Annotated in this window: 16 protein-coding genes; 11 read left to right on the top strand and 5 right to left on the bottom strand. The window is 39.9% G+C overall.

The window, feature by feature from the left end; translation table 11 throughout:
• Positions 1–54: 54 nt before the first annotated feature.
• Positions 55–675, bottom strand: coding sequence for a glutathione S-transferase (locus EJ103_RS19120; protein ID WP_126009431.1), 621 nt, complete (start codon positions 673–675; stop codon positions 55–57).
• A 162-nt stretch (positions 676–837) separates the two neighbouring features.
• On the opposite strand from EJ103_RS19120, the gene EJ103_RS19115 reads away from it, so the two are divergent.
• The 5 genes from EJ103_RS19115 to EJ103_RS19095 all read left to right on the top strand — a co-directional run bounded on the left by EJ103_RS19115 (position 838) and on the right by EJ103_RS19095 (position 6951).
• Positions 838–1722, top strand: coding sequence for a LysR family transcriptional regulator (locus EJ103_RS19115; protein WP_126009429.1), 885 nt, complete (start codon positions 838–840; stop codon positions 1720–1722).
• Positions 1723–2079: 357 nt separating this feature from the next.
• Positions 2080–2433 carry a metalloregulator ArsR/SmtB family transcription factor gene (locus tag EJ103_RS19110; RefSeq protein ID WP_004587025.1) on the top strand — a complete coding sequence of 118 codons (354 nt, stop codon included), beginning with the start codon at positions 2080–2082 and terminating at the stop codon, positions 2431–2433.
• A gap of 38 nt (positions 2434–2471) precedes the next feature.
• On the top strand, positions 2472–3482 hold the full coding sequence (locus EJ103_RS19105) for an ArsJ-associated glyceraldehyde-3-phosphate dehydrogenase (RefSeq protein ID WP_096042729.1): 1011 nt from the start codon (positions 2472–2474) through the stop codon (positions 3480–3482).
• Between the two features lie 31 nt (positions 3483–3513).
• Positions 3514–4731: an organoarsenical effux MFS transporter ArsJ gene (arsJ, locus tag EJ103_RS19100; protein ID WP_126009427.1), complete on the top strand. Its 1218-nt coding sequence runs from the start codon at positions 3514–3516 to the stop codon at positions 4729–4731.
• Between the two features lie 99 nt (positions 4732–4830).
• Complete coding sequence (locus tag EJ103_RS19095) at positions 4831–6951, top strand: methyl-accepting chemotaxis protein (protein ID WP_126009425.1); 2121 nt, start codon at positions 4831–4833, stop codon at positions 6949–6951.
• Between the two features lie 97 nt (positions 6952–7048).
• Here the strand turns inward: EJ103_RS19095 and EJ103_RS19090 are convergent, their stop codons facing one another.
• Complete coding sequence (locus EJ103_RS19090; protein ID WP_126009423.1) at positions 7049–7636, bottom strand: TetR/AcrR family transcriptional regulator; 588 nt, start codon at positions 7634–7636, stop codon at positions 7049–7051.
• A 132-nt stretch (positions 7637–7768) separates the two neighbouring features.
• Here EJ103_RS19090 and EJ103_RS19085 point away from each other — a divergent pair, with 132 nt between their 5' ends.
• Positions 7769–8311 (top strand): carboxymuconolactone decarboxylase family protein, encoded by a 543-nt coding sequence (locus tag EJ103_RS19085; RefSeq protein WP_024032892.1) that lies wholly within the window; start codon positions 7769–7771, stop codon positions 8309–8311.
• A 63-nt stretch (positions 8312–8374) separates the two neighbouring features.
• Here EJ103_RS19085 and EJ103_RS19080 read toward each other — a convergent pair whose 3' ends face one another.
• Entirely contained in the window at positions 8375–8905 is a 531-nt protein-coding gene (locus EJ103_RS19080) for a hypothetical protein (protein ID WP_126009421.1), read from the bottom strand.
• Positions 8906–8958: 53 nt separating this feature from the next.
• Between EJ103_RS19080 and EJ103_RS19075 the strand changes: the two genes are divergently transcribed.
• Positions 8959–9342: a DUF1294 domain-containing protein gene (locus EJ103_RS19075; protein ID WP_126009419.1), complete on the top strand. Its 384-nt coding sequence runs from the start codon at positions 8959–8961 to the stop codon at positions 9340–9342.
• A 38-nt stretch (positions 9343–9380) separates the two neighbouring features.
• On the opposite strand, the gene EJ103_RS19070 is transcribed toward EJ103_RS19075, so the two are convergent.
• Positions 9381–9737, bottom strand: a complete 357-nt coding sequence (locus EJ103_RS19070; protein WP_096042733.1) for a PEGA domain-containing protein — start codon at positions 9735–9737, stop codon at positions 9381–9383.
• A 171-nt stretch (positions 9738–9908) separates the two neighbouring features.
• Positions 9909–11882 (bottom strand): serine/threonine-protein kinase, encoded by a 1974-nt coding sequence (locus tag EJ103_RS19065; RefSeq protein WP_126009417.1) that lies wholly within the window; start codon positions 11880–11882, stop codon positions 9909–9911.
• A 484-nt stretch (positions 11883–12366) separates the two neighbouring features.
• Between EJ103_RS19065 and tagH the strand changes: the two genes are divergently transcribed.
• Genes tagH through tssL form a run of 4 tightly spaced genes read left to right on the top strand, consistent with a single transcriptional unit; the run spans position 12367 to position 16765 of the window.
• Positions 12367–13641 carry a type VI secretion system-associated FHA domain protein TagH gene (tagH, locus tag EJ103_RS19060; RefSeq protein ID WP_126009415.1) on the top strand — a complete coding sequence of 425 codons (1275 nt, stop codon included), beginning with the start codon at positions 12367–12369 and terminating at the stop codon, positions 13639–13641.
• Positions 13642–13656: 15 nt separating this feature from the next.
• Positions 13657–14121, top strand: coding sequence for a type VI secretion system lipoprotein TssJ (gene tssJ / locus EJ103_RS19055; protein WP_024032885.1), 465 nt, complete (start codon positions 13657–13659; stop codon positions 14119–14121).
• 14 nt (positions 14122–14135) lie between these two features.
• Positions 14136–15464 (top strand): type VI secretion system baseplate subunit TssK, encoded by a 1329-nt coding sequence (gene tssK, locus EJ103_RS19050; protein ID WP_024032884.1) that lies wholly within the window; start codon positions 14136–14138, stop codon positions 15462–15464.
• Positions 15465–15484: 20 nt separating this feature from the next.
• The gene (gene tssL, locus EJ103_RS19045) at positions 15485–16765 is read left to right on the top strand and encodes a type VI secretion system protein TssL, long form (RefSeq protein ID WP_096042737.1); all 1281 of its coding nucleotides are present in this window, start codon (positions 15485–15487) and stop codon (positions 16763–16765) included.
• Position 16766 lies beyond the last annotated feature (1 nt).

The raw sequence follows: 16766 nt of genomic DNA, 5'->3' as shown, positions 1-16766 counted from the left end.
GCTTGATTGGTATGACTGGGCTTAGCGCCCAGTCAAAAAAGGTAAGTCAATAGGTTAGGCAACGAGACCTGCTTTAGTCGTTGCCATTGGCTTAAACCCATCTAGTGCCTCTACATTTGCTAAAAAGCGACGAACATTTGGGTACTCAGCCAAGGACACATTACCCTCAGGAGCATGGGCTGTGTACGTATAAATAGCGATATCGGCTATGCTCGGGCTTTCTCCTACCAAAAACGCTCTATCCTCTAAATGTGCATCCAGTTTTTTCAACACGTTGTGGGCTGTAGCAATCGCAAAGTCAGCATCCAAGGTTGCGTTGAACACGGTAACTAAGCGTGCATTGCACGGGCCAAAAGCAATTTCTCCTGACGCCAATGACAAGAACTTTTGCACTTGGGCTTCAAGCACGGCATCGGTAGGTAAATAGTTCGGCGCGTATTTACGTGCTAGGTAAACCAGAATGGCATTTGAATCACTGATAACCGTGTCACCGTCTTCTAATACGGGTACTTGACCCGCAGAGTTTAGGGCTAGAAAGGGGGCTTTTTTGTGCTCGCCGTTGGCTAAGTCAACATTGATCACTTGGTGGGCGATACCAGCGATGTTCGCAAATAACTCGACACGCTGAGCGTGGCCTGAAAGTGGGAACGAATGAATTTTGACTGCATTTGACATAATAGATCCTCTGTTAGGTATAAGGTTAACTGGCCTTGTTTGGGCTTATCTTTGCGTTCGAACAAATAATAGGCGCTGAATTTCTTATGTACAATACATTGATTTATAGAATCACTATGTACAATATATTCATAAATTATTCGGGATATTAAACGAGGTTTTATGGATACCATTGACGGCATGCGCACGTTTATTGCGGTGGCAAAGCAAAAATCTTTTACAGGTGGTGCCAAACAACTAGGCATAAGCACTAAACTGGCGAGTAAATACATTGCTCAGCTGGAGCAAAAACACGGTGCTTTATTATTTCACCGTACTACGCGCACTGTTACCTTGACTGAAACTGGGCAGGCGTATTTTGTGCGATGCGTTCCTTTGCTGGAACAATTTGAAGAGCTAGAAGATGTCATTCAGCATCGGCAGTCTGCTCTGTCTGGCACGGTTCGCTTAACCGCACCTACCGCATTTGGCAGTACTAAATTAGTTGATGCACTGGCCCCATTTTTAGCCAAGCATCCGAAAATTAATGTTGAGTTGAACCTGTCTGATCAGTATGTGGCTATCATCGATGAAGGTGTGGATGTTGCTGTGAGGTTTGGGCCGTTGAAGGATTCAACGCTGATCGCAAAAAAATTGATGGATATGCGTATTGTTTTCTTTGCCTCTCCTGAGTATTTAAAGCGCAATGGCAAACCAAGGCATCCCCGTGCGCTGGCGACACACAATTGTTTATTGCAAACTTCTCAAAACGACCCTGAAAACTGGAAGTTCAAGGAAGATGGCAATACGTTCACCGTTAATGTTAGAGGCGATTTTGCTTCTAACTCCCCCAGAGCAGTAACCCATATGGCTTCTCAAGGGCTGGGAATAGGCATGGGCCCACAATACGTGACAGAGCCTTACGTAAAAGACGGCTCATTGCAGTTACTGTTCGAACCCTATGAAGCAAGCATATTGGAGCTAAATGCAGTGTATGCTTCAAATCGCCACTTACCGGCAAGAATACGAGCATTACTTGATCATCTTGCGCTTTCTTTTGCAACTTAGTGGTAATTACCTCAATAGCTACTGTGCAGGCACAATGTATAACGTATCTGCTTATTGATTTAGACTTTGCTTGTGAAGTAGAGCAAAGCGTAGGGCATCTTTTTATCGCACAGAGCTGCGTAAATACCTTGTTAGCATAAGGCTTTAAATGGCAGTAGCGATAAAACAAGTATGCTCATACTAAAACGCTACAAAAGCCCAGTGGTTTGCCACTGGGCTTTTTTGTGTGCTGCAATTTACTAGATATCACATTAATTGAAGCGGGCTTTTAAATAAATATACGAAAATTCGTATATTCACTATTTCATATATTCTTATTTTGTTTTATTGTATGCACACTAACTAAACGAGGATGCTATGGAACAACTCAACCCACTTCAATTTTACAAATGCTTAGCCGACGATACGCGCTTAAAAGCCATGTTATTAATTAGCCATGAGCAAGAGCTATGTGTGTGTGAGCTTGTTGCTGCGCTGGAACTGAGCCAACCTAAAGTGTCGCGCCATTTAGCGCAACTTAGGCAATGTGGCTTATTGAGCGACCGTAAGCAAAATCAATGGGTGTATTACAGTATTAATAAAGCCCTGCCACAATGGGCTCTTAGCGTACTAACGCAAACACGAAACGAAAATTCTGCGTTTTATAACGACGATTTAAATCGACTCAATGCTATGGGTAATCGCCCAGAGCGTGCAGCAAGCTGCTGTTAATTAAGCAAATTGATATAACTTTACTAAAGGTATTTATTATGACAATTAAAGTAGGTATTAACGGCTTTGGCCGTATGGGACGTTTAACACTGCGCGCAGCACTAGAGTGGCCAGAAGTAGAATTTATTAAAGTAAACGATGTAGCGGGCGATGCTAAAACACATGCCCATTTATTAGAGTTTGACTCAGTGCACGGGCGTTTAGCCCAAAATGTTACAGCAAACGAGAATAGCTTTAGTGTGGGTAAACATACTATTGCCGTTACCAATAACAAAACCATTAGCGATACCGATTGGTCAGATTGCGATGTTGTAATAGAAGCCAGCGGTAAAATGAAAACCACTGAGCTGTTAAATCAATATTTAGCACAAGGTGTAAAGCGCGTTGTGGTAACCGCTCCGGTAAAAGAAGACGGCATTTTAAATGTGGTTATGGGCGTTAACGATAATTTATATAACCCAGATGAGCACAAAATTGTGACTGCGGCTTCGTGTACGACTAACTGTTTAGCGCCTATTGTAAAAGTACTGCAAGAAAAAGTAGGCATTAAGCACGGCTCAATGACCACTATTCACGATATTACCAATACCCAAACTATTATTGATGCGCCACATAAAGACTTACGCCGTGCTCGTTCGTGCGGGACAAGTTTAATACCTACCACAACCGGTAGTGCAACAGCCATTACGCATATATTCCCTGAGCTAAAAGGTAAGTTAAATGGCCATGCCGTGCGCGTACCGTTAACTAACGCATCAATTACCGACTGTGTATTTGAGCTTGAGCGTGGTGTAACTGCCGCTGAGGTGAATGAATGGTTTGCTCAAGCGTCTAAAAACGAGCTTGCTGGTGTATTAGGTTACGAAGAAAAACCGCTTGTATCGATTGATTACAAAACCGATCCACGCAGTAGCATTATTGATGCGCTCTCTACCATGGTTATTAATAATACCCAGCTTAAATTATACGCTTGGTACGATAACGAATGGGGCTACGCTAATCGTACTGCCGAGCTTATGCTTAAAGTTGCTAAAAGTGACTTGGTTTAACCTTTAATTTAAGGTTTTAAGGGCGTTAACCATGTTTGAGCAACTCGCTAATTTACCTACAGCAATAAAACAGTATTTAATAATTACCGGTAATTACTGGGCATTTACCTTAACCGATGGCGCACTACGTATGCTGGTGGTGCTGCATTTTCATCAGTTAGGGTATGGTGCGCTGGCCATTGCCATGCTGTTTTTGTTTTACGAAATTTTTGGTGTGATCACCAATTTAGTGGGCGGTTGGCTAGGGGCTCATTTAGGCCTTAATAAAACCATGAACTTTGGCTTGGCGCTGCAAATAATGGCGCTTGCCATGTTATGTGCGCCAAGTGAATGGCTCACCGTAGCTTATGTTATGGCGGCGCAAGCGCTTAGCGGCATAGCAAAAGATCTAAATAAAATGAGTGCCAAAAGCGCCATTAAACACTTAGTGCCCGAGGGAGAAAGCGGCCAAGGCCAGCTTTACAAATGGGTGGCTATTTTAACGGGCTCAAAAAATGCGTTAAAAGGGGTCGGCTTCTTTTTAGGTGGTTTACTCCTTACGGTACTGGGTTTTGTAGGTGCTTTAAAAGCCCTAATTTTATTACTCACTATTGCGTGGATTATTAGCGTTGTATTTTTAAAAGGCGACATGGGCAAGGCTAAAAATAAGCCTAAGTTTAAAGAGCTATTTTCTAAATCCCGTGCAATAAATTTATTAAGTGCAGCACGATTATGCTTGTTTGCCGCGCGTGATGTATGGTTTGTAGTGGCTTTACCTATTTATTTAGCCCAGCAATTTAACTGGAACTTTTGGTGGGTAAGTGGCTTTATGGCGCTTTGGGTAATTGGCTACGGTGGTGTTCAATCGCAAGCGCCGCGTATTACCGGCACCAGTAACTCAAGTGTTGATACCGTTAAACATGCCTATTTATGGGTGTTGCTGCTAAGTGGTGTAACAGCACTATTAGCACTACTTATGCAACTTGATGTGGCCGTGCATGCCACGTTAATTATAGGTTTGCTTATTTTTGGCGGTGTATTTGCCGTTAATTCATCTGTGCATAGTTACTTAATTGTCAGCTTTGCTAAAAGCGATGGTGTATCGCTTGATGTTGGCTTTTATTATATGGCCAATGCCATGGGGCGTTTACTGGGCACGGTGCTTTCGGGGTGGGTGTTTCAGGTTTATGGCTTTGTAGCGTGTTTGTGGGTGAGCGTTGCTTTACTCATAGGTGCCACAATAACCACTGCTATTTTGGCCAAGCGTTAGGCCTAATTGTTCAAAAAACTTAAATTATTTTATGTTATTGATGGCTTGATGCAGTTTGTATATTAAACTGTAGGAGTGTTTTAACAAAAGGTAATTTAAGTGCGAGAACTCACGTTAGCAAAAAAGTTATTATGGATAACTGTAGGGAGTACATTTTTAACAGTATTAGTACTTTCTGGGGTTTTATGGTGGCAAATGTCATCAAACAGCGAGGCGCTCGCTAAAGAATCTGAAGATTATATCGTTGCCGAAGTTGAGCAAAAGCTTAACGCAAACGCGGCTGCTTACGGCGAAAAAATTGCCGGATTTATCAACGAAGCTTACCGAATTCCAAACTCATTAGCTGCATTACTTGGTGATGCGGCTAATACTCAAACATTAAACCGCGACACGGTAGTGAGCATTAACCGCTCTATACTTGAAAAAAATCGGTTTTTATCGTCAATTTATTCGCAGTTTGAAGCCAATGCCTTTGATGGGCAAGACGCGCAATTTAAACAAGGATATAAACACTCAGTTAATGGTGATGGCACGTTAGAAGTATATATAACGCGTGACCAAAACGGCATTATTGAGCAGCAAAAAGTAGCTAACGCTGCCGATAAATACCTGACCTCGTTAAACGAATTTGGTATTCGTGAAGCGCATTGGTATTTATGCGCAAAAGATACACTTAAGCCCTGTATTATGGAACCTTACCTTTACGAAATACCTTCTGGCGATTCGGTTATGCTTACCTCTTTAACCGTACCTATTACTAAATCGGGCCGCTTTATTGGTTTAGCAGGCGTTGATTTAACGCTCCCTACGTTTCAGGGCTTAACCGAAAAGCTTTCGAGCGAGCTTTATAACGGCCAAGCAAAAGTAACTCTTTTAAGTGATATAGGTTTAATTGTAGGCAGCAGCCACTACAAAGCTAAATTAGGCCGCCCATTTAAAGAGGCAGTTAGTAGTAACACTTACAGTGAGCTGGTTAAATTTAAAGGGCAACATGGCCTTTTTAAAACACCTAGCGAGTATTTAGTTAACTACCCAATTAATATTAAGCTGGCTAACACTCAGTGGAGCCTACTTATTGAAGTGCCAAGTAATTTAGCCTTAGAGGGGCCTAATGCCTTAGCTAAAAACATGAGTGACTCGGCCAATCAGCTCGGGGTTGTTATTTTAATAACCGGTGCTGTTATTGCTTTAATTGCTTTTATTATTATGAAAGTAGTAGTAGGCACTGTGGTTGCACCCCTTGAGCAAATTCAACAACGTGTAGATAACCTTGCCAGCTCAGAAGGTGACTTAACTCATACACTCCATGTAGATACCCACGCAGAGCTGATTGCGCTTGCGGGTGGTTTTAATGCCTTTTTAGCTAAGTTACGTGGCTTAATTGCAGAGCTTAAAGATGTATCGTCGCAAACAAAACAGCAAGGCGAAATAGCACAGCATATTGCTATTGATACAAAACATAATGTGCAATCGCAGTTTCAAGAAATTGAAAGCGTAGTGACCGCTATGAACGAAATGAGCGCCACCGCACTTGAAGTTGCCAGAGCCTCTGAGCAATCTGCTCAACAAGCGGATGAAATAAATGGTTTAGTGGTTAGCAGTGAGTCGAGCTTGTCATCGGCTATGAGCCAAGTGAAAACCATGTCTGAAGAAATAAAAGAAGCCAACCAAGCGGTTGAAAAAGTGGCTTCGCGTAGTAAAGATATTACGCAAATTTTAGATGTGATCAGAACCATTTCAGAGCAAACCAACTTACTTGCACTTAATGCCGCCATTGAGGCAGCACGCGCTGGCGAGCACGGCAGAGGCTTTGCGGTAGTTGCCGATGAAGTACGTGCACTGGCGTCTAAAACACGCTCATCTACCGATGATATTAGCCAACTTATAGATAGCTTATTGTTAGAAGTAGGTAATGCATCAACCGTAATTGAAAAAGGCGTAGTACGCGCGCAAAGCGCAGTAGACGAAACCTCAGTGGCGTTTGACGCGCTGCACAGTGTGGTAGTAAAAGTAGATGAAATTACTAATCAAATTACCCACATTGCCACCGCAGCCGAGGAGCAAAGCTTAGTAACCGAAGAGATAAACCGTAACCTTACGCTTATTTCTGATGCTGCATCGCAACTTGCTGATTTATCGACTCAGGCGGGCGATAGCAGTGAAGCGCTTAATGCACTGGTAGCGCAGCAAGATAGCGAGCTTAATAAGCTTAAAACGTAAGTAAAGCTCAACCCTAGCAAATATAAAAAGCGGCTAATTCACACGAATTAGCCGCTTTTTTTAGTTGAGACTTTTTAGAAGTTAGTAAAACGAAACGTTATAGCTTTTTGATTAAGGCAAACATTTGGTTGATCATTGGCTGCGCTAATTGCTCAACCCCTGGGCGGTTAAAATAGCCACGCAGCCCAGTAAATTGCACCTGAAAAAATTGCGCGTATTCAAGCGCGGTAAGGTTGCTGCTTAGCTCATTATTTTTAATGGCTTGAGCAAATAAGGTGGTTAAGTAGGCTTCAAACTTTGCCGATAGGTCTAAGCTTAGCTCGTATAACGAGGCGTCTTTTTCTGCAAATTCGCTGTTTGCTTTTACCAACATACAAATAGCACTTGGGCTACAGTCTTTGGTTTTAATAATTACGTTTTCTACAAACGCACGCAAACCACCTAAAACAGAGTCAGAACTTACTAAAAACCCATCAATTTGGCTTTTCATTTGTACTGTGTAGTCTTTTAAAGACTCGCTGTATAGGCCTTCTTTAGAGCCAAACGCCGCATATATACTGCCTGGGCGCATGTTAATGGCTTCTTGTAAATCGCGGGTTGAGGTGGCGTTAAACCCTTTTTCCCAAAACAATTGGCTTGCAACGCGAATTACATTATCGCGCTCAAATTTAACTTTGTTTGCCATTTTATTCTCAACTATTTTGAACGTATGCTCAATTTTAACTTGAACAGTCGCTCAAAATCAAATAGTATGTGTCTCGAAGTTACTTAACCTGGCACCAGGTTACTCAAACACATTAATTTATTGGAGCAGAACATGGCAGAATTTACGTTATATACTCAAGACAACGCACCAGAAGAGTCAAAATCGCTTATGGCTGATTCAGTAGCAGCATTTGGCATGTTACCTAACCTTCATGCCGTAATGGCTGAAGCGCCTACGCTACTTAAAGGTTACCAAGTACTGCATGAGTTATTTCAAAACACCTCGTTTAACGCAGAAGAGCTAACTGTGGTATGGCAAACAATTAATGTTGAGCACGAGTGTCATTACTGTGTACCAGCACACAGCGCAATTGCCGCTTCAATGAATGTAGACCAAGATATTGTTGATGCTCTAGTAAACAAAACACCACTTGCAGATGCAAAACTTGAAACACTACGTGAAACCACACTTGCAATGACACGCGATCGCGGCGTAATTAGCGATGAGCAAATTGAAAAGTTTTTTGCAGCAGGTTACGGTAAACAGCAACTACTAGAAATTGTTGTAGGCTTATCGCAAAAAGTAATGAGCAACTACACTAACCACCTTGCTGATACACCAGTTGACGAACCATTTAAAAAGTTTGCTAAATAATAGCGGTTTTATAAATAACAAAGGCAGCCTAGGCTGCCTTTTTGTATTGTAAGCGAATGGCCATTATTTAAATTTAACGGCTTTAGTGCTGCGTGTGTAAGTACGCTGCTCGGGCTTAGTCCACTCACCCTTTTTTAAATAAGAAGTTGAAACTACAAACGTATCGTTTTTTAGTTCGCTGATCGAGCGCACTTTAGTAATACCTTCTTTACTGCCTGTTACCTCTTCATACGCTACAAATTGAGTAGGGCTGAGCACTTTCATGGTGCCTTTTGTGTAAAAACCTGCGGTAGTAAAATAGTAAAACACCAATGACTGTTTTTTGCTGTCGTAAAAAATCATTGATTCCCCACCATACTCACCTTCATTAATAGAGTGCTTGGTATGTATAGCTTTACCATTTAATGCGCGCTCCCAGTGGCCAACATCTTGTACAGGTTTTGCGCCTTTAGGTACGTCAAAATCGGCCTGCCAAGTACCTAAATAAGGTTTAAATACAGCGAGTTCTTTATCAAGGTTGCTTGGGGTATCAGCGGCGTAACTATTAAAGGCGTATAAGCATAATACTAAAAATAGGGCTTTAAAGTATGTCATAATTTGGCTCTTATTATTTTGGTTTAACTCTTTTTAGTATAGGCGATCATGAATTGATAAAGAAAACATTAATCACCTTTGCACTGCTTTTTTTGGTCGCAGTATGGCAAGCTCATTGGCTTTATAATATGAGCATTTATATACCAAGTTACTTTACAGGTTTAAGCTTTTTTACTTTTATAATGTACGCATGGGATAAACGACAAGCTAAACTATCAGCGCATAAAAAAGTAAACCGCACACCCGAGCGCACGCTTCAGTTACTGTCGTTACTAGGCGGTTGGCCCGGCGCACTCATTGCACAGCAATGGCTTAGGCATAAATCGCAAAAACGTCGTTTTATAGTGGTGTTATGGCTGTGTATTGTTGGGAATGTGAGTGTAATAGGGGCTATTACATTTTTTGCAGAAAACATGAGAGTTATGCCTTTAAATTAATGTGTATTTAAAGGCATAAATACAATTTTACACGGTGTTTAGTTTGCAGCTTCAGTTTTGGCTACTTCATCTAACTCTACTGTAAGTATGGTTTTTTTATCAACCACAACCCACTTACGATAAGTTTGGTAACCTGGTTTGCTTACCTCAACATCGTATTCACCTTCTTTTAGTTCGATCGCGTCTTGGTATACCGGTTTGATATTCATAATGCGTACGCGAGCGTCATTAGGGTTAGTAATTACGGTAAGTGAGATTGGAGCAACCACTTCGGCTACTTCAGCCTGAACATCGGCAACATTGTCTTCAACTTTTTGTTCAGTTTCATTCATATTTGAAGTGTTTGCACAGCCACTTAAGATGAGTAATGCTGCAAGTGCGGTTATTTTTTTCATTGGTACTCCATAAATCATTATAGTAATTAAAATTGCGAAATATCATGGAGGAGTACAAGCGTTAGCTTAACTCGTCGTCCTTGACTTTCGTCGGTAAAACTAAGTGTTCATCAACTTTTAAAGTGTATTGTAAAAGCAAAGCCACAATCGCTTTGCTTTACTGTTTATAAGTTACAATAAAACATTATCAAGTGATTGAGTAATGGCTTCACTTCGCTCTACTAGTTGTTCAGCAGTACGATACATTTTTCTCTTCATTAAGGTATTCGCCATTGTAATGTATCGTTTAGATAACTCTTGCTTTAAAGAAACCAAAAGCGAAAAGTCTGATGGTAAATCCACTGACTCCACGTTAATCTGCTCTTCAAATTCTAATAGTTCTTTGTATTGTTCAATGCCTTCCAGCTTTTCTGTGTAGCGATTAAAGCGTGGCTGATAAAATACAACAGCATCTGCAGTTGGAAATTGTGCTTGCTGGCCTTTATTTACTTTTTCCTGGTACAAGGTGAGTGCATCGATTGCCGACTCTCTTTTGAGCAGCTCAGCAAATTGCAGCTCTTCTTTTTGCGTATTAGTAAAGATGGCTTTCCCTACGTTTAATAACGCTTTTTGAGCAATAACGTCGTCTTCTTGTATAGCATTATCAAGCGCTAACTTGTAGTTATCAAAGTGAATTTGTGAAGGCTGATAGACGTACGTGTCATCGACCTGTTTTAAATCGATAATTAACTGAGGAATACTATTGTTATCAACTTCGTTATAACGAGATTGCTCTAAAAGTAAATTAATTCGCGATGTAATATCAAAAATAATAGATTGTCTTTCTCTTAAAATGCTTTCCAGTTGCACAGAAAGCTTTTCTGAATCTGGGTAGTATTCAAGTGCCTGAGTGTATACATCTATTGTTTCGTCGAAGTTCTTAAACTTATCACCACTATTATTTAGTTGATTAGCCATACCATCAAAGCTTTGCAAAACACTCTCTTGATTTACACGCAATAAGCCTTGCTTTAAAACTTCGTATTGCGGCGGTATTTCAGAAAGCTTATCGAGTATGCTTGGGCCATTCCACGACATCCACGTTTTTACTTGCTGATTTATCGCCTGAGCATTGTCTAATTTTGCTTCGAGCTGTTTTACATTGTTATTGTTAGATAAGTAATATTGCCCTGCTAATACTGTAGCAATCACTAAGCTTGCTACTAGTGCGATAGCTGGTTTGTAATTATGGTTTAATTTAGCAGTAATGGGGTCGAGTGAACTTAATCTATCAGAAGCGTTTAATGCAATTGCTTTATTTAAGCTACCCCACAACCATAATGGGCAGTTACTAGGGCGTTTGGCCGTGGCATCTTTTGCTAGCTTATCAGCTGCTACGCGGTTAAATGGATGTTTGCTGCTTAATAGTTCAAGCGCTATACATGCGTAAGAAAATACATCATCTTTAACTGATGCTTCTGCACCTTTAAGTTGCTCCGGGCTTGCATAGGTGGGGGTATAACCACCTACAACTGCGGCATTTTGTTGGTTTTGAACAGCATAGGCATCTTCAATGGTTTTATGTTTTGCAATACCAAAATCAAGTACTTTTAAGTTGCCGTTAGAATCAAAAATAATATTCGATGGCTTTAAATCATTGTGGACAACACCGCGTGCATGCGCGTAAATCAGTGCATCAGCTAACTGCTCTAAAATCACTTTGGCTTTTTTAAACACCATGCCAGTGGGTTTATTTCTTTTTATTATTTGCTCAAGTGTTTCGCCTTCAACAAGCTCCATTGTTACATAGTGAAGATCGCCATCTGAACCTGCTGAATAGACTTTAACTATATTAGGGTGAGCTAACTGTTGTGTTTTAGTGGTTTCATCTTTTAGGAGAGTGATTGCCTCTTCTGAGTGTGAAAACTCTTCGAGTAACACCTTTATCGCCACAAACACTTCAGGGCGGCTTGGGCTTTCTAAAAATAAATCCCTTGCGCGATAGATATAACACATACCGCCTTGGCCAATTAATTCTTCAACCAAGTAACGAGCAGATATTTTTTTGCCAATTAGATTGAGCTTATTTTTAGCTTGGGGTTTTTTGAGATTTGAATCAAGCGACGCTATCTGAGTTTTATCGTTAGAATTATTGATACCGCTCATTATAAATCCTTTTATTGTGTATATATAAATAATTGCAAAGGTGAATTTTTATCGTTTTTATCAATTCTCCCTTTGATAACGGCAGTATTTTTACAAAAAAAGATTACTTTAGCAATCTTTCTAGCGTAGAAGTTTCATACAAAATTAATTATGTCGCCTGTTTTAACTCACTTAAAATTTGTTTTTATTTTTAAACTTAAAAAATAACGTGCTTAAAAGGGCTGTAAAAGGCGTAAAAGGTACATTCAGCGGTAATTTTTCACTTTATTTTGTTTGGGATTAAGTTTGTTGCAGTGTGCTGAAAAAGGAACATTCAAACGGTAATTTAATTATTGGATTTCATGTTTTTAGGTTTATTAAATTTATCATTGTCTTCAAATTTAAATATATGTGTATATTTTTATATATTAATTTCAATGTTGACAATAGTTTCGCTTCTACTTTATCCTAATAAAAATGTAGATTTATGGGACTAACTTATCAAATGGAACTGATACTAAATATAACTAGTTATCATAGACTCTCGCCTGAAATTGAAGCTTCTAAAACAACTAAACACTCTCTTATTTTTGGCCGCTCGGAAGCGTGCGATTGGCACTTGCCTGATCCTGAAAAAATAATTTCTAGCCGACACGGCCGTATTGAAAAAGAAGGGGATTCGTTTTACTTATACGATACCTCGACTAACGGAACGTTTGTTAATTTTGGCGTGTCTGCGCTTGGTCAAGGTAATAAACACCGTTTAGCGCACAGTGATGTGATTACTGTGGGGGACTTTCAAATTGAAGTCGAGTTAGCTGATTCTCAATCTACGACAGCATACACTGAAGCACGCCCAAGTACGGATGACTTTGTACTGAGAAATAGCGCCCCAGCACCTGCAATAGATAATTTTTCTTCAAGTAACTTATTTTTAAATGAATCTATTTTAGATGAGTCAATGCCTGCTGTTTCAATGAAAGAAGAAAACATGGCACAGCCTGATAATCAAATTCCTGAAAATTGGGATGAATTATCACATTTAATGAACCCTGATGTGTCAGTCTCACCGCAAAGCCATTTTGATGATGTTGCAGTGGCAGAGCAACCCGTTAAAGTTGAGCCACAAAAAACACCAGAACCCGTTAAGCAGCCAGTAAAACAAACGCAAACACACGCTAGTACCGCAAGCGCTAATTCCGCTTTATCGGAGGCGTTTTTAAAAGGTTTAGGTGTTAAAACTGAGCTTCAAAATGCCCTTAATACACCAGAGTTGTGGTTTGAAATGGGGCAAAGTTTAAATTTATTATTAAACGAGCTGATGGAGTCATTAAGACAACGAGCATTGGTAAAAAATCAATTACGTTTGAATCAAACCATGTTTCAAACAAAGCAAAATAACCCTATAAAATTTTCTGCTGATATTGATGATGTTATTCAGAATTTATTCATAAGAAATAGTGCAAGCTTCCTGTCGTCTCGTGAATCGATTAAAGAAAGTTTTACTGATACACGAAGACATGAACATGCTTTATTAGCAGGAGCTGATGGTGTACTTAAAGGGATTTTAGAGCAGGTTTCTCCCCAGCAGATCACCCAGCAAGTAAATGAAAACTCTAATGTATTAAAGATTATTCCAGGCCAGTCAGAAGCAAAATGTTGGAAGATATACCAAAGCCTTCATGAAGAGCTAGCGCATGATGTTAATGCGAAAGGCGCTATGGCGTTATCTGACGATTTTTTAAAGGCTTACAATGATAAAACTCAAGAAACGTTTTAGGAAGGAAAGTAAATAATGTCTAAACTTAAGCTCTTTTTTATGAGCATTAGCCTACTCTTTTTGACGGTTGGGTGTACCACCGTAAATAAAATAGTGCCGCCTTCAACTGATTTAATTATTAATGTTTCTAAAGATGTAAATCCAGACACATCAGAGAGACCGTCGCCAGTTGTTATGAAAATATTTGAACTTAGTTCACGAACTATTTTTGATACGCAGGACTTTTTTAGCTTATACGAAACGCCTGAAAAGCTACTGGGTCCAGATTTACTTAAAAAAGATGAGTTAGAGCTACAACCAAACTCAGTACAAAAATACAAAATGAGCCTTAACAGAAATACCCGTTATGTGGGTGTTGTTGTGGCCTATAGAGATATCGACCAAGCAAGGTGGAGAGCTGTTATTGAGGTTGACCCAACAGGCTATGACGATATAGATGTAAATGTTGAAGCAATTGCTACATACATGAGAGAGCGATAAAAAGGATTTGTAAAATGGGTGATAACACTCGTGTTGCGTGGACTGAAGGGATGTTCTTAAGGCCGCAACATTTTCAACAATCAGATAAGCATTTTTCTAACTTAATAAATCAATTATGCAAAGGGAATTTATCTGATCCGTGGGGCATACTTGATATAAGTATAGACACACAATTATTGAGCTCAGGGCAGTTTGCTCTTGAGTCTTTAAGTGCTATCACGCCTGATTTACTCCCAATTGAAATGCCGCAATCAACCCCTTTACCTGAGCCATTAGTGGTTAATAAAGACGTGTATGATGAGGTGGTATACCTTGCCATCCCTGCATTAAAAAGCAGTGGTATTAATATTTCAGCGCTGGATGAAAATATCGTCACGCGCTATAAGCTAAATGATCTAACAGTTAGTGATGACTCTTTGGGAGCTCAATCTCAAGAGGTAATTCAAGTTGCTAAAATCTATAGCAAACTTGTGCTTTCATCAGATGATCACGCTGGTTATATTTTGCTACCTGTGGCGCGCATTATTGAAGTAAGCAGCGAAGGCAGCATTAAGCTTGACACTAAATACATACCTGCCTCTTTAAAAGTAGGTCAATGCAAGCCGTTACTTGGTTTAGTAAGAGAAATAGGCTCTATGATAAAACAGCGCGCAGAGAGTATTTCTGTGCGTTTATGTCAAGGTTATGCAGGGAGCACCTCTGTTGCTGACTTTATCATGCTGCAAACCCTTAATAAGTACGATGCTGTTTTTGACAATCTACTTAGCGTGAATAACCTCCACCCAAATGTATTTTATACCCGTCTTATTGAGCTTGCTGGCGAGCTATCTACTTTTAGTACCGCGAATAAAAGAGTACCAAAGCTGCCTAAGTACGATCATGAAAATTTGGGCAAAGTATTTTCTGAAGTAGTTAATTTCTTATATCAATCTTTAAGTCATGTTATTGAACAAACTGCGACAGAAATTAAATTAGAGCAAAGCAAGTTTGGTATTTCGTTTGGCGCACTAAAAGATAAATCTGTACTTAACTCGGCACAATTTGTTTTAGCAATCAAAGCAAGTGTACCGCATGAAGAGCTGCGCAAAATACTGCCCTCACAAATTAAGATTGGTAGTGTAGAAACCATACGTGACTTGGTTAATAACCAAATTCCTGGTATTACCATTAGTAACTTACCAACGGCACCGCGCCAAATCCCATACCATGCAGGTTTTCATTACTTTGAGTTAAACAAGCAGGGTGAACATTGGGAAAAACTTCGTTCAAGTGGTGGTATCGCTATCCACTTATCGGGCAATTACCCAGAGCTACAAATAAGCCTTTGGGCAATTAGAACCTAACTTTTAAAGGAAGAGTTTCAATGGACGAAACCATTATAAAACCTCGCCCTGGTAGACTAGGGCGTGACACTTCAAACACTCCTAATGTTGATAACGATGCTGATAAAACAGTGATGTCTGTTGAGCCTGTTGCCAGCAGTGTTGCTAATACGTCTAAAGTTTCAATTTTTAAAAACCCACTTTTAGAAGCGGCAACAGATTGTTTTTCAATTGTAATTTCGATTAGCCAAGCTAAAGAGATGACAAATATTGCTGCTTTAAAGCATCGCTGTGTTGAGGCTGTAAAGCGCTTTGAAGTTGAAGTGCGCAACCAGGGGCTTTCTAAAGATGTCATTACCAACTCGCGTTATTGCTTGTGCGCGATTTTAGATGAATCAGTTTTAAATTCTAAATGGAGCTCAATGGAGTGGGCTGATGAGAGTTTACTATCGACGTTTCATAAAGAAACGTTTGGCGGTGAATACTTTTACACCCTGCTTGATAATGCACTGGCTCAACCTGAACAACACAAACAATTTATTGAGCTGCAGTACCATTGCTTAAACTTAGGCTTTAAAGGTAAATACAGACTAGACAACGGTGGCGATACTAAAATAGAAGAATATCGCTCTCAAATGTATCACCTTTTAAATCAATTAGATGGCCCATTAAACAATAAACTTTCACCTAATTGGAAGCAGCGTGTTGCCGCTGGCGTAGAGCTTAGAAATCAAGTTCCGCTTTGGGTGATTTTTTCAGTGCTGGGCTTAGTGCTGTTAATGGTTTACTTATTTATCAACATGAAACTCAACGACGGCGTTACTTCACTTAACGATAAGCTGGCTGTTATTCATCCTATAGCGCAAAACGAAAGTGTAGATAAAAAAGATAAGCAACTATTAGTACTTGAGCAGTTACTGCAAACAGAAATTCAGATGGGGATTGTGACAGTAAAGAAAAACCTAGACCGCATAAGAATTTCAATAAACAGCGAAAGTCTATTTAATCAAGGCGACGCTAAATTATTACCGTCAATTCAACCCATTTTAGAAAAGCTAGCACTTAGTTTAGAAGGAACAAAAGGGCGTATTTTAATTACTGGGCATACCGACGATACGCCTATTCGGACTGATAAATACCCATCAAATTGGCACCTTTCTTTAGCCCGTGCAACGCAAGTTGCTAATTCAATGGCTAAAAGTACAAACCTAAGTGGCCGTTTATGGCCTGAAGGTAAAGGTGCTGCAGAGCCTATCGCCAGCAATTCAGATTCAGCTTCTCGGTCACTAAACCGACGAATTGAAATCGATTTATTATTTTAAT

Origin of the sequence: Pseudoalteromonas sp. Xi13 (assembly GCF_003952205.1) — a bacterium.
Lineage (GTDB): Bacteria > Pseudomonadota > Gammaproteobacteria > Enterobacterales > Alteromonadaceae > Pseudoalteromonas > Pseudoalteromonas atlantica.
Note: the sequence above shows the minus strand (reverse complement) of the source record. Positions and strands in the feature narration are given on the sequence as shown.